General features: G+C 41.3%; 12 protein-coding genes and 1 riboswitch. Of the genes, 2 read left to right on the top strand and 10 right to left on the bottom strand.

The features are described from left to right. The 3 genes from F955_RS11995 to F955_RS12005 form a co-directional block, all read right to left on the bottom strand. A complete protein-coding gene (locus F955_RS11995) occupies positions 1-663 on the bottom strand; it encodes an urea amidolyase associated protein UAAP2 (RefSeq protein ID WP_004894915.1) in 663 nt (220 codons plus the stop codon). 11 nt (positions 664-674) lie between these two features. Continuing rightward, on the bottom strand, positions 675-1,412 hold the full coding sequence (locus F955_RS12000; protein ID WP_026056742.1) for an urea amidolyase associated protein UAAP1: 738 nt from the start codon (positions 1,410-1,412) through the stop codon (positions 675-677). A gap of 29 nt (positions 1,413-1,441) precedes the next feature. After that, a riboswitch (guanidine-I (ykkC/yxkD leader) is annotated at positions 1,442-1,553 on the bottom strand. Between the two features lie 203 nt (positions 1,554-1,756). After that, positions 1,757-2,650, bottom strand: coding sequence for a LysR family transcriptional regulator (locus F955_RS12005; protein ID WP_004894919.1), 894 nt, complete (start codon positions 2,648-2,650; stop codon positions 1,757-1,759). A 281-nt stretch (positions 2,651-2,931) separates the two neighbouring features. Between F955_RS12005 and F955_RS12010 the strand changes: the two genes are divergently transcribed. Continuing rightward, positions 2,932-3,642 (top strand): HAD family hydrolase, encoded by a 711-nt coding sequence (locus tag F955_RS12010; RefSeq protein ID WP_004894922.1) that lies wholly within the window; start codon positions 2,932-2,934, stop codon positions 3,640-3,642. 81 nt (positions 3,643-3,723) lie between these two features. On the opposite strand, the gene F955_RS12015 is transcribed toward F955_RS12010, so the two are convergent. The 5 genes from F955_RS12015 to F955_RS16745 form a co-directional block, all read right to left on the bottom strand. Then, positions 3,724-4,074 (bottom strand): hypothetical protein, encoded by a 351-nt coding sequence (locus F955_RS12015; protein WP_026056741.1) that lies wholly within the window; start codon positions 4,072-4,074, stop codon positions 3,724-3,726. Positions 4,075-4,464: 390 nt separating this feature from the next. Beyond that, entirely contained in the window at positions 4,465-5,628 is a 1,164-nt protein-coding gene (locus F955_RS12020; protein ID WP_004894927.1) for a fatty acid desaturase family protein, read from the bottom strand. Positions 5,629-5,655: 27 nt separating this feature from the next. Then, entirely contained in the window at positions 5,656-6,678 is a 1,023-nt protein-coding gene (locus F955_RS12025) for a flavin reductase family protein (protein ID WP_004894929.1), read from the bottom strand. A 316-nt stretch (positions 6,679-6,994) separates the two neighbouring features. Next, the gene (locus F955_RS12030) at positions 6,995-8,650 is read right to left on the bottom strand and encodes a long-chain-fatty-acid--CoA ligase (protein ID WP_004894931.1); all 1,656 of its coding nucleotides are present in this window, start codon (positions 8,648-8,650) and stop codon (positions 6,995-6,997) included. 258 nt (positions 8,651-8,908) lie between these two features. Then, entirely contained in the window at positions 8,909-9,076 is a 168-nt protein-coding gene (locus F955_RS16745) for a hypothetical protein (protein ID WP_004894933.1), read from the bottom strand. 185 nt (positions 9,077-9,261) lie between these two features. On the opposite strand from F955_RS16745, the gene F955_RS12035 reads away from it, so the two are divergent. Further along, the gene (locus F955_RS12035; protein WP_004894935.1) at positions 9,262-10,674 is read left to right on the top strand and encodes an aminotransferase-like domain-containing protein; all 1,413 of its coding nucleotides are present in this window, start codon (positions 9,262-9,264) and stop codon (positions 10,672-10,674) included. A gap of 38 nt (positions 10,675-10,712) precedes the next feature. Here F955_RS12035 and F955_RS12040 read toward each other — a convergent pair whose 3' ends face one another. Beyond that, entirely contained in the window at positions 10,713-12,047 is a 1,335-nt protein-coding gene (locus tag F955_RS12040) for a DcaP family trimeric outer membrane transporter (RefSeq protein WP_026056740.1), read from the bottom strand. 92 nt (positions 12,048-12,139) lie between these two features. Beyond that, positions 12,140-13,510 (bottom strand): MFS transporter, encoded by a 1,371-nt coding sequence (locus F955_RS12045; protein WP_004894940.1) that lies wholly within the window; start codon positions 13,508-13,510, stop codon positions 12,140-12,142. Between the last annotated feature and the right edge of the window lie 99 nt (positions 13,511-13,609).

Below are 13,609 nucleotides of genomic sequence, written 5' to 3' on the forward strand. Positions count from 1 at the left end.
TTATTCCTCGCCTTCACGGACAATCAATTGAATTTTTGTTGGGTTATAGGCATTACATGGGTTATTGAGCTGTGGGCAGTTTGAAATGAGGACGATTAAATCCATCTCCGCTTTAATCTCCACATATTTCCCCGGAGCAGAAATACCATCATCAAATTTCAAATGACCATCTGAAGTTACAGGTACATTCATAAAGAAATTAATATTTGGACCGATATGGCGCACATTCAAACCATGCTTTTTCGCAATCGGATGTTGTGACAATGCAATCATGAAATTGTTACGGCAACTGTGCATTGGGTATTTGTCATGGGCATAACGAACCGTGTTACTTTCACATGAACACGCACCGCCTAAAGTATCGTGACGACCACAGTTATCATCATGAATAGTGGCGATTTTATTAGCAAAGTTTGTGTATAACGCTGTGCCTTTTTCTAAATATATTTGACGATTCATCGCCAAGGTATCGGTTGCGCTATAACGCTCTTCTGGGTTTGATGCGGAAATAAATAAGGTATCTACCGCCTGGTTGCCTTCTAGATCTACAATACGGAAATACTGTCCTTTTTTGACTTCGCACATCCACGCTTCACCGGCAGGACAAACTTCGCTGAGTACTGGTTTTTCATGATTTTGTGTTGGGTTTACGAGTGCAGTCATGATCATTCCCCTTAAGCAGTTAAAGCGTAGTAGCGGTTATTATTTTGGAATGCACGCTGATTTTGCGGGCATGAATCACGGCAGACATCTGTCTCGCCTAAAGGAAGTGCTTTAAAGAGTGATAGTTGAATATCAGCTGGTGCATATTCAGATGAGTTATCTAAGGCATGTGGTGCGCTGGATAAAAACACCAAACAATCCATTTCAAAACGCAGTTCAATCACTTGATCGGTATTATCCGATGCCACATAAGACAAGTTGCCATTGTCATCAGGTTGAACTTTAGAAAATAGGTTTAAGGTGCTGCTGAGGTCGGTTGCGGATAATCCAAATTTGGTCATCTCAAGTAATAAGCTGTCTTTGCCGTTGCGGTACATCTCGTTACGGGCATCTTGAAAGGTCTTTTGACCAAATTGATTTTCAATTTGCTGTGCAGTACTTGGTGCACAAAAAGCATCATTCCAACCGTGATCATCTTTGACAATCGAGACCATGGCACGACCCAAATCAGAGGTTAAAATATGCCCAGTACTTAAAAATGCCGTGTGTTGCCCTTTTAAGCTGTCTGGCATGTTATAGCGTTCAAGTTTATCTCCGCTATTCACGCAGTACAGTGAAACATTGGCATTTGCACCTAAGGATTTGAGTTGTAAAACTGCGCCACGCTGAATGCGTGCTGACCAGTGGTGTCCACCCGGTAAACGTTCAGTCCAAAGGACTTGATCTTCGTGATAAGTTGTTGTGCTCATTTGCATCTACCCCAAGCTTTTAACGGTTTACCTCCCGGGCTTTTATCCCTCCGTGTAGCGATCAGTGTTTCCTTTCGCCGTGAACTCTCGGTCTCAGACATACATGAAACTTCATGTATCGGAACCCTAGATCACTTTATGATGAGCTTGATAGATGCAAAGGCTGTGCCAATTTAGTAATACTGTTTTTCTATTTAGTAATACTTTTTGGGGTTTTAACTGATCAATTCAGGTGCAAGAATCTGTTATAGGCATCAAGATGCACCAAAACACAAAAATCCCAGCATAGGCCGGGATTTTCAAATCTATAGATGAGGACTAAGTCCGGGTCTATAGCTGCAGGATTATTTACTTAAAATCTCATGCAATATATTGCGTAACCATTGATGACTGGTTTTATGATGACAGGACATGTGCCAATACTGCTTCACAGAATAGGTCGGGAATGCAATCGGCGCATTAAAAATCTTGAGATTGCCACGCGATAGTAATACTTCACTCAAATAATAAGGCACAGTCGCAATTGCATCGGTTTCCTGCACCACCAGTCCTACGCCTAAATAGCTTGGCAAGCGCATCAGAATGTCTCGCTTGAGTTCTAGATTCAGCAATTCGTTTTCAATATGGTAATGTCCCATCCCGGCATCAATATCAATATGCGTTTCACGCAAATACTCTTCAATAGTCAGGCTGTCGCCAACCAGCCGTGGATGGTCTTTGGCTGCAATCACCACATAATACTGTTCAAACAATTTCTGCTGATAGAAACCATTTTCCAGATTCGGCAAAAAACCTAAAGCCAGATCAATTTCTCCATTGGCCATTTGATAGCTGGTTTCTGAAGTAATTGGACGCACATTCAGACGAATATGCGAAGCGTGCTGTTTTAAATATTGTGAAATTTTTGGCAACAGGACCAGATGCGATACATCGGTCATTGCCAAGGTAAAGCGTTGCTGAGAGGTGGTCTGATCGAAATCAATAGTAAAATTATTGATGGTTTCGACTTTACTCAGCGCTTCACTGACCAAAGGAAATAGCTGCTTTGACAGATCCGTCGGCAGCATTTCATTGCCAATACGCAAAAATAAAGGATCATTATAATGCTGACGGATTTTATTGAGCAGATTACTCACCGTCGGTTGGCTCATATCCAGATAATCGGCTGCATGGGAGACGTTCTTAAATTTGTAGACATAATAAAAGATGCTGAGCAATTTACAGTCAAGTTCAAACACAGAAACACATTTCCTTCAATTTTTTAATCATTTTGGTGGATCTATCATCCGCGCAATTTGATCTAGTGCCAATGTCCAAATATAACACTTTGTGACTATCTGTATGATCATTCAGGATGTGTTTTGCAATAAAAATACTGTTTACCCGATCTGTAACTCTGTCAAATACCACTTCATGTAAAATGGATAACCCTTATCTTTTATTTCAGCTGAAACACTTAAGTCGCATGTTATATACTCAGCCGCACAGAATAGACTGTGGAAATTAAGGGAAAAGTGTCATGTTTCAGAACAAAAAATTGGTATGTTTTGACCTAGATGGCACCCTGATTGATTCAGTCGGTATCTGGAACCAAGTTGATGCAGCTCTGATTCATGAACTTTCCGGTATAAAAGCCAATTTAAAATTGATCCAGCAGCAGCGGGATCTACAGTTGACAGCCTTTCGACATTTGCCTGATCCTTATCTGGAATATTGTGGTTATTTAAAAGAACTATACGGTTTTGAACTAAAAAAAGAAGACGTTAAAAACCGCCGTTACAGTATTTCACGACATTTTCTGGATCATGTGGTCGAATTAAAACCTCAGGCGGAACTTATAATCCAGGCCCTGAAAAAGCAAGAGATTCCACTGGCCTTAACCACAACCACCAGTTTATTCAATGTGCAGCGTTATCAGGACAATAATCAAAATATTAACGCTAAAATCAGCTTTGATGATGATTTTGCCTTAATCCTCACCCGCGAAAATGTCCAGAACATCAAGCCACATCCAGAAATTTATCTGAATGTTCTTGAGCATTTTAAAATTGAAGCCAAAGATTGCCTGATTATTGAAGATTCTTTAATTGGTGTAGAAGCTGCGAATAATGCAGGAATAGAGGTAGTGGCAATTTATGATCAGTATTCTGCTCATGAAATCGAGCTGATTAAAGCTAGAGCAAATTATTTTGTGCAGGATTTTACCGAATTATTAAGGCATATTGCTTAAATATCTATATAAATAAATGTCATGAATAATTCCGTTTCATGACATTTATATTGTTATTTCTAAATGGATTAGATTAGAGCATTATTTGGCTTTTTTGTAGACTGAACCTGACCCTACAAGGTTGCCAGTTTTCTCATCAATTACAAAATCGACTATTCCCGCCCCTGCATTCAACTGAAGCATGCCATTTTCATTCACAGCCGCGGGCATCGGGTTCTTTTTCTCTGTTTTACCGGTTTCCTTATCTTTGATGGTATTGGTAATCAGATAATTTTCACCATTTTTAGCAATTACCAGGATATTTTCAAGTTTTGGATTTTCCAGAGTGTTCTTCCAGTTGCCCTGATAATCTGGAGCTGGCGCTTCAGTGGTGTTACAAGCAGTTAACAGCAATAATAAGGAGATTCCTGAAAAATATTTAAGATATTTCAAACCTAAGACCTTGAATGTTACGACGCCGCCATTATAAAAAGAACTTTCCTAAAGTTTAGCGAGTTGTTGTAGACAAAGCGTTTCAGCCGTACCAAGTCTGTTTTGCATGAGTGTTTTTTTGAAAATAATTCTTCATATTTTATCCATAAAATATGATGTATTACTTAATTATTCTAATGAATCAAATATTTTAAAATACTTCAGTTTGATAAGGTATTGGCATTTTTTAAGCTTATTTGGAATTAATATCCCTAGATTCAATACAATCTACAACCAAGTTGATATGTATAAGAAGCTCAGATAAAAAAATCCTCAATAACCCATCTAAAGTTATTGAGGAGTACCAAACTGGTTAAGAAACATCAATATAATGCTGTTAAAGAAAAGTGATTAAAAGAACTTGGCTTTTACAGCATTCAATATAGATTTTGCGCTTTGCACTTTTTCTGCAATTTGTGCATGCCATTCGTTTGGTACAGAGCATTTTGCAACGCGAACCCAAACGGTCGAAAACTGCTTCATAAAACTGGCTTCGTTATAGTGGATACCATATTCAGCACATAATGCTTTGATTTTTGGTGCCACTTCTGAATAACGGTTCGCTGGCATGTCCGGGAATAAATGGTGCTCAATCTGATGGCTCAAGTTACCACTTAGAATATGTAGCCATTCGGTACCACTGAAATTACTCGAACCGCGGATCTGACGCAGATACCATTCCGCACGGGATTCATTTTCCGTATTGTCCATTTCAAAAGTTTCAGCATCTTCCGTGAAATGACCGTTAAAGATCACAGCGGAAGCCCACAGACTACGAATCACATTGGCCACTGCATTGCCAGTAAATACTGGAATGGCATTTGGGCTGGCAATAATCGGGAAGAATACATAATCTTTCAGTACCTGACGGCACATCTTTTTACGTAGTGGCGCTGCTTCATCCCAAACCTGTTTCCAGGTTTTGGTTTTATAGGCAATGACATCTTCCAGATGCAGGCGCTGTAGACCCACGTACCATTCGAAGAACACCATCAACTGAATTGTTAGTGGAATATTAAACAGAAAACGGGGTTCCCATTTTTGCGATTCACTGACACGAATCAGGCCATAACCCACATCGTGGTCCATGCCGACAATATTGGTATAAGTATGATGAATATAGTTATGGGTGTATTTCCAGTCATCACCGGTGGCAATGGTATCCCAGTCATAAGTCGAACCATTCAGACTTGGATCATTCATCCAGTCAAACTGGCCATGCATCACGTTATGACCAAGTTCCATATTTTCTACGATTTTGGAAATACCCAATAAGCCTGTACCGAGTAGCCAGACTGGTGGCAACCAACCGGCCACCATCAGCATGCCCCGAGAAGCAATTTCGCTATAGCGGACAAAATTACGGATTTTATAGATGTATTCAGCATCTTTTTCACCTAAATCATCCATCACCTCACGTCGGATCGCATCCACCTTGGCACCAAATTCCTGAATCTGTTCAGGACTTAAAAATTGGGTCTTACTGTGCCGCTTAAAATCAATTTGCATATTCATGGGAGTACCTTCTTATTTTTCTAGGGATTAAAGATTAATCACCACAGGACTAACGGCCTGGGAGATACACAATTTGATCGGGGTATTGCTCTCGTGATCGATTTCACCAGTCAAAATATTTTTTACTGAGCCACTGACTTTGGTGCAGGAACAGGTATTACAAATTCCCATTCGGCAACCATGTGCAGGACGCAAACCTGCTTGTTCAGCACTTTCCAGAATGGTAGAACTGGCCTGAAACTCCTGATGCGATCGCTGGAATTGCACAGGTTGTGCTTTAACTTTTTCATCCACCACGATCTGGAAGTATTCAGAATGGAAACTGGATTTCACGGAAAGCTTTTCAGCAATACGGTGTGCTGTTTTCATCATGGCCGCTGAACCACAGGCATAAATTTCACGTTGTTCAAAATCAGGCACCAGCTTGTTGAGTAACTGTAGGCTGAGATGCTGCTTATGCTCCACAGTATTAAAATGATGATATTTCAGATGTGGATGCATCAGTGCCAAGGTTTTGATTTCAGCATGAAACGCATCATCACGGGTGAAGTAGATCAGATCAATCGGATGCTGAAACTGCACTACGGCTTTTTGCAGCAAGGAGTAAATTGCAGTGATACCGCTGCCTGAGGCCAGCATTAAAATGGGTTTAGGGGAATTCAGCAGGGTGAATTCGCCCTGTGGCTGTGAAAGCTCTACCACAGCACCCAGTTGTGAGGAGCTCAAGGCACGGGATACTTTACCCTGCTGTTTAACAGCGATAATTACATCACCATTTTTTAGCATTGTAACGACAGAATAATGACGCTGATGCAAAATACCATCCAGCCTTAAAGTCACAGCCACATTCTGTCCTAGTTGAAATTTTTTAGCCTGAAAGTTGAAATTTGGACGTAACTGGATCTTATAAAAATCATTGCCAATAAGCTGGATGCTGATCACTTCTGCCTTCACTTTTTTCAATGCCAAAGTTGGATGAACTTTTTCAGCAATGAAATCAATGAAGTCTTCTCGGATCCAGTGAGGCTTGTAGCTTTGCATACTTGTCATTTTTATTACCTCATACAGAAACAGAATTAATGTACATCTGTCTATTTATTATGCATTCAGAATATAGGCTTTTATAATTCGTTCCATGTCAATTCGGGTCAAATCATGTTTCTGTCGGTAGAATTCCTGTTTTTTGTCGGACAAAATGATGTACTTTGATTAAAGTTAGTTTTCGGCATGTAAATCGGAAAGACATTTCATGCCAGTTCGCCTATATGGATTGACTATTTTTCTATCAGCTTTATGGCTATAAATATGCAAAAGGCTGACCACATTTCTGTAGTCAGCCTTGTTATTTTGGCAGAGTTTATAGGTATTATTCTACAGCTGGGCTGAGCTCTGTTTGCTGATCCAGCAATACTGTTCTGAACTTTTCACGCAAGTCTTTTTTCAGCATCTTGCCAGTACCACTCAGTGGAATTGCATCGACAAAAATTACTTTGTCTGGCACCTGCCATTTCGCCACTTTGTCAGCAAAATAATCCAGCAGTTCTGGCTCGGTGAGCTGACTGTCAGGTTTTTTAATCGCAATCAGGATTGGGCGCTCATCCCATTTCGGATGCTGTGCAGCAATGACAGCTGACATGGCTATTTGTGGATGACCCATGGCCAGATTTTCCAGTTCCACCGAGGAGATCCATTCTCCGCCCGATTTGATCAGATCCTTGGCACGGTCGCTGATTTTCATAAAGCCATCTTCATTCAAGGTGGCAATATCCCCCGTATCAAACCAGCCATCAGCAGTTAAAGAAGATTCTTCCTTGCCAAAATAGTTATTGATGATCCAATGACCACGAATCTGTAGATTGCCTGTGGTTTCACCATCGCGAGTAATTTCATTCGATCCATTTTCTTCATCAGTCAAGCGCAAGTCGACGCCAAATGGTGGACGACCTTGAGAAAGACGAATTTCTAAACGCTCTTCTTCACTCAAATCCAGATGCTTGGCTTTAATCTGATTGGCTGCGCCAAGTGGACTGGTTTCCGTCATACCCCAGGCATGGATGGTTTCACAATCAAACTGTTCTTTAAATACTTTTAGCATTGAAGGCGGACATGCCGAACCGCCGACGACATTGCGTTTTAAGCTTTCTAACTTGGAACCCGACTGTTGTGCTGCTGCAATCAAGCCTTGCCAGATCGTTGGTACACCTAGAGCAACTGATACTTTATAGCTGTCAATTAAATTGACCAGACTCGCGCCATCCAGCCCTGGGCCTGGCAATATCAAAGTACAGCCGACCATCGCTGCTGCATACGGTGTCCCCCAGGCATTGACATGGAACATCGGTACTACAGGCAGCATGATATCTCGTGCGGATACATTCAGTGAATCCGGCAAACTGATCGCAAAACTATGTAATGTCGTTGAACGGTGACTATATAAAACACCTTTTGGATGACCTGTAGTTCCAGAGGTATAACACAGTGAGCTTGCTGCATTTTCATTGAGTACAGGCCAATCAAAATCATCAGATTGATCGGCAATCAGCTCATCATAGAATTTCACATCTGGAAGAGCTTCAAGGATGGCCTCATCTTTTGCATCCAGACAGATAAAGTGGTCTATCTTGCTTAGCATCGGTTTGACGGCTTTAATTAATGGTACAAAGGTTTTATCAAACAGGATTACACGGTCTGATGCATCATTAATAATAAATACCAACTGTTCCGGGAATAAACGCGGATTAATTGTGTGGCAAACAAAGCCACTTCCAGAAATGGCATACCAGGATTCCAGATGACGATGGTTATTCCATGCAATGGTCGCGACACGGTCGCCATGTTGCAGTCCCAGCTGATTCAGCACATTGGCGAAACGTTTGGCATTGCTACGAATTTCGCCCCAGGTCGTATGGGTCATGCTGAGATCAGTATTTTTTGAAATCACCGCAGTATCTGCATGATAGCGTCCTGCATGTTCAATCATGCTGCTGATCAGTAAGGGCTGAAACATCATATTTCCAAGCATGTTGTGCTCCTTTATCCTTGTTATACGTCCATATTGTTGTCGAGATTTTTAAATATTTTTATTTAAGCATGATGCGCAGATTAGCAGACACTGCAAAATAAACGCATCACTTGCTTGAATCTAGCAAGGAAAAATATGAAAGCAAGTAGCAAAATGTGACAAAAACTACGGCGTCTATGAAAGTATCAAAAACTATCATTTTTTATAATGGAATAATTATATGAGTAAAAATCCCAGTCATTAAACCGGGATTTTTTATTATTTGAGTCCTGAGAAGAACAGGTTATCAGCGTTGACCACTAAAACCACCCCCAGACAAAACAACCCTGCATAAATAGCGAACCAAATAATCATCTTTTTGAAAGCTTCATCAGAAATACTGCTGTCTGCATATTTCGGTGCTTTTTTCTGTTCGTCTGGAGTCATATGCTCACCTGTCGCTGGATTTAGGGACTATCCTTATTTTCAGCCCGATTGCAAAAAATGAGTAGATACAAATACTGCCTAAAAAAATATAACAGATAAATCATAACTGCCCTAACTGTTATATTTAACCTGACTAAATATGCTATATATGCAGATAAAATTCCATTTTTTATTTTTCTTAATGTATGTATAAATTTGAAAAACTCGCACTCAGTATTCGCCATATGATTGAAGATGGCATCTGGAAAGCCCATAACAAACTCCCTTCATTGCGTGAGCAGTCCGAACTTTCCGGTTATAGCCTGATGACAGTGTTAAATGCCTATCAGGAACTCGAGGCACAAGGCTGGCTGTACGCCAAAGATAAATCCGGTTATTACATTGCTGAACGTGCTGATCTTGCAATAACTTCCACTAAAGAAACATTAGCAACTCACGAGAAAATACAGATAAATTCGGTAGTCTTTAACTATCTCAAAGATACCCAAGCAGCAGATATGATCCCGTTGGGATCGGCATTCCCCAATCCGGAACTGCTATTTAATAGCAAATTTATGCAGTTATTATCCCAGCATTCCAAACGTAAAAACAGCTATCTGAATCATCCAAATATGCCGCCGGGTAATCTGGAGCTGCGCCAGATCATTGCCGGACGTTATCAATTACAAGGTATACCATGCCATTCAGATGACATTGTCATTACATCCGGTGCACTAGATGCTCTAAATTTGTCTTTACAGGCACTCACCCAACCGGGTGATTATATTCTTTTGCAGGAAACCGTATTTTATGGGGCCTGGCAGGCTGCTGAAAGACTGGGACTAAATGTCATTACTCTTCCTGATGATCTTGAACGTGGTTTTGATCTGAAAGCTTTTGAAAAAGTCCTGAAACAATATCCGATCAAAGTCTGCTGGCTGATGTTGAACGCACAGAACCCGATTGGCTATACAGTTTCTACAGAAATCAAAGAAAATATTGCACAGTGCTTAGCTCAGTATCAGGTGCATCTGATTGAAGATGACGTTTATCAGGAACTGAACTTTGGCAAGGAAAAACCAGTTCCAGTGAAATATTTCGACCAGCACAATCTGGTACTACACTGTGGTTCATTTTCTAAAACGCTAGGCATGGGTGCACGGGTCGGCTGGGTCTTTGCAGGCCCATATTCCAATGCCATTCAACATCTACAGTTGATGAGTACTCTGAGTGTGAGTCCGCTTTTACAGAATACATTGGTAGATTTTGTTGCGCATCATCATTATGAAAAGCATTTGCGTAGTTTGCGCCGTCATTTAAATCAGAACAAAAAACGTTTTTATCAGGAACTCAAAGCCAGATTACCTGAAGACTGTAAGATTCACTATTATCCAACGGGCTACTTTTTATGGATAGAGCTGCCTGAAGATATGGATTCGCAGCAGCTCTATACAGATTTGCTTGAACAGAAGATTTCCATTGCACCGAGTCTGCTGTTCAGGCCTAAACATGCAGCGCAAAACTTTATTCGATTAAATTGTTCTTTTGAATGGACAGATGAACTTGCTCAAGCTGTAGAACAGATCATCGATCAAATTGAACACAATAAAAAAGCGTGAACTGGCTTCACGCTTTTCAAAATATAATCTGAGACGTATTAAAAGCTATAGATCGCCACGGCGTTAATCCGGTTATCTTCACCTTTATTACTGCCATTCGTGGCTGCACCTAATGCCTCACGTTCACCATAGACATATTCCAGACCGAAACTTAAAGGCTTGGTTGGGCTATAGAACACGTTAGCCCATGCCTGCCAAAGGTCCTTGTTAATTGCTGTTGGATTCGTGGTAGCAGTAACATATCCATTATCTTGCTCGAAATTCATATAACCATAGCCCAAGGTACCGCGCAATTTGTCATTAAACTGCTGGGTTAAACCGACAGTAATCGAGTCGAACTCACTCTGTAAAAGATCCCCGTTCGTCGCTCTGATTACACCAGGATTAGCATAAGACACAAAGCTGCTATCCCCTTTGACATGATAATAGTCGGCTTTTAAAGTAGTACCGGGTACGACTTCATATTTTGCACCAAGCCCTACACCCCATGCCATTTTTTCATCTTCATTTACACGCTTTTCATTCCCCATGGCACGGACACTGACGGAAAGATTATCAGCAAACTTATGATTTAGACGTGCTATCAAAGCCGGTAGACGCTGTTTAATACCAGTAATGGTGCCATCTTTTGGATCTTCTACTGCAAGGACCAGATTGGTAGCAGGACTAAAGGTACTGGTATGACGAACCTGAGGCGTACGCTTTACTGCACCACCTGCATAAGCCAAAGCATCGACAGTTTCTGGCATATAATCTGGTACAGCAAAGTTTGACCAGGTCTGACCAATCAGCCAGTTGGCATAACTCATATAAGCATGACGGATACGTAAATTATCAAGACCTGCACCACCAAGGAAATCTACTTCAACTTTAGCACTCAGGGCTTTGTCCTCAGCACCTACAAGGGCTTTAAAGTCCATCCCTAAACGGGTTGCAGAAAGTGTTGATTTGAATTCATCACTACGCTCGCCTACACCTTCAAGTGGAACAGCATTAATCTGGTTGTACATACGTGTAGCTGCACCACCTTCAGCCTGATAAGAGGCATCGGCACGGACATTCCCGTAAAGATTGAATTCAGCACCACTAGTAAGTTTCATGACCGGTTTGGCTGCTGGTGCTATAACTGCCGGTGTTGTTGCCTGTGCTGTATATGTAACTTGTCGAAACTGCTGCTGTTCAATCATGGCACGCAAGGCTTTAACTTCTTGACGTAACTGCTCAATTTCATCCTGACTGGATTGAGCTGTGCTTTGCGCTATAGCTGACAGGCTGATACCGCCTATACTTATTGCCATCATGCTCATTAAAACTTTTCGTTTAAAAGTTGAATTGTTGATTGATTGTTGATTAGTGAATTGCGACATGTTCATCCTAAACTCGCTTTTTTATTGTGCAATTTGATTCCAGCAACCGATCACCACCATTTATGATGGTGACCTATTCCATTGAAATATTTACTTTATTAATTCGCTTCTTTGGCAAGTATGGCTTCGCTCGATCCAGAGGTTTCAAGCACTTCACCATCTACAGAAGCTCTCAGGTTCACCAGAAAAATGGCCAGCGCTGCAATCACGCCCGGAATCGAGATGGCAAAGAAGTTCATTTGGTGTGGTAGTTCCATTGTCAGCAATGCACCTGTCAAAACGGGCCCAACGATGGCACCAATACGACCAATTCCCGATGCCCAACCCATTCCGGTAGAACGCACAGTAGATGGGTAATATTGTGCAACAAAGGTATATAACAATATCTGTGAACCGATCGTTGCAGCACCAGCGATTGCAATCAGGGTATAAAGTACAAACTGCGGGCTGTTAAAACCAAGCAGAATTAAGGCAGATGCACCACACAGGAACATAATGGTCAGCACTTTTTTGATATGGAATTTATCAGCCAGGTAACCCCCACCAATTGCGCCAATCATGCCGCCAATATTCAAGGCGAACAGGAAGATCATACTGGCACCCAATGAGTAACCCGCTTGAATCATCAGCTTTGGTAACCAGCTTCCCAATGCATACACCATCAAAAGACACATAAAGAAAGCAATCCAGAACATGAAGGTACTGAATGTACGACCTTTCTGAAATAATGCTTTTAATGGTGCTTCATCACCCTTTTTCACTTCATTCAGGACAAATTGAGAATTTTCTGTAACATCTTGAGCCGGTGAAATCTTTTTAATGATGTTTCGCGCTTCTACAGTCTGATTTTTGACGGTTAGATACATCAATGATTCAGGCAGGAATTTCCAGATTAACGGTAAAGCCAATAAAGGAACACCGGCAATATAGAACATGATCTGCCAGCCAAACTGTGGTACCAGCCATGCACCTAAAAGTGCAGACGTCATACCGCCAATCGCATAACCACTAAACATCAGGGCAACCAAGGTGCTACGGATACGTTTTGGCGCATATTCGGTCATTAGCGCTACAACGTTTGGCATAACTCCGCCAATGCCGAGACCAGCCAGAAAACGTAAAATTCCAAACTCTACCGGTGAGCTGGCAAATGGCCCCAGGAAGGTAAACCCGCTAAAAATTGCCACACAGAGCATAATAGTTTTCTTACGCCCGATTTTGTCGGACAGTGTGCCGAAACTCATGGCACCAAACATCATGCCGAACAAGGCAGTACTGGCTAACATGCCTGCCTGTACCGCTGTTAAAGACCATTCCTGCATTAATAATGGTAAGGCTACTCCATAAATCACCAGGTCATAGCCATCAAAAATAATAATGATCAAACACCAGATCAGAACACCCCAGTGAAATGGTGTAAATTTCGCTTCATCAATTAATGTATTGATATTGACTTTGGTTGCTTCCATCTTTGCCTCCTGCAAATGCAACGTTCCAATTTATGGAGCAACAATGCAGCATGGCTGGATAAATGTCCAAAACCGAATATATCTATATCTATACCTTCA

Origin of the sequence: Acinetobacter schindleri CIP 107287, from assembly GCF_000368625.1 — a bacterium.
In the GTDB taxonomy this organism is placed as follows: domain Bacteria; phylum Pseudomonadota; class Gammaproteobacteria; order Pseudomonadales; family Moraxellaceae; genus Acinetobacter; species Acinetobacter schindleri.

What these genes read in the sequence shown, in the direction of transcription:
- F955_RS11995 (WP_004894915.1), bottom strand. Translation starts at nt 663, where the DNA reads ATGACTGCACTCGTAAACCCAACACAAAATCATGAAAAACCAGTACTC.
- F955_RS12000 (WP_026056742.1), bottom strand. Translation starts at nt 1,412, where the DNA reads ATGAGCACAACAACTTATCACGAAGATCAAGTCCTTTGGACTGAACGT.
- F955_RS12010 (WP_004894922.1), top strand. Translation starts at nt 2,932, where the DNA reads ATGTTTCAGAACAAAAAATTGGTATGTTTTGACCTAGATGGCACCCTG.
- F955_RS12020 (WP_004894927.1), bottom strand. Translation starts at nt 5,628, where the DNA reads ATGAATATGCAAATTGATTTTAAGCGGCACAGTAAGACCCAATTTTTA.
- F955_RS12025 (WP_004894929.1), bottom strand. Translation starts at nt 6,678, where the DNA reads ATGACAAGTATGCAAAGCTACAAGCCTCACTGGATCCGAGAAGACTTC.
- F955_RS12030 (WP_004894931.1), bottom strand. Translation starts at nt 8,650, where the DNA reads ATGCTTGGAAATATGATGTTTCAGCCCTTACTGATCAGCAGCATGATT.
- F955_RS16745 (WP_004894933.1), bottom strand. Translation starts at nt 9,076, where the DNA reads ATGACTCCAGACGAACAGAAAAAAGCACCGAAATATGCAGACAGCAGT.
- F955_RS12035 (WP_004894935.1), top strand. Translation starts at nt 9,262, where the DNA reads ATGTATAAATTTGAAAAACTCGCACTCAGTATTCGCCATATGATTGAA.
- F955_RS12040 (WP_026056740.1), bottom strand. Translation starts at nt 12,047, where the DNA reads ATGAACATGTCGCAATTCACTAATCAACAATCAATCAACAATTCAACT.
- F955_RS12045 (WP_004894940.1), bottom strand. Translation starts at nt 13,510, where the DNA reads ATGGAAGCAACCAAAGTCAATATCAATACATTAATTGATGAAGCGAAA.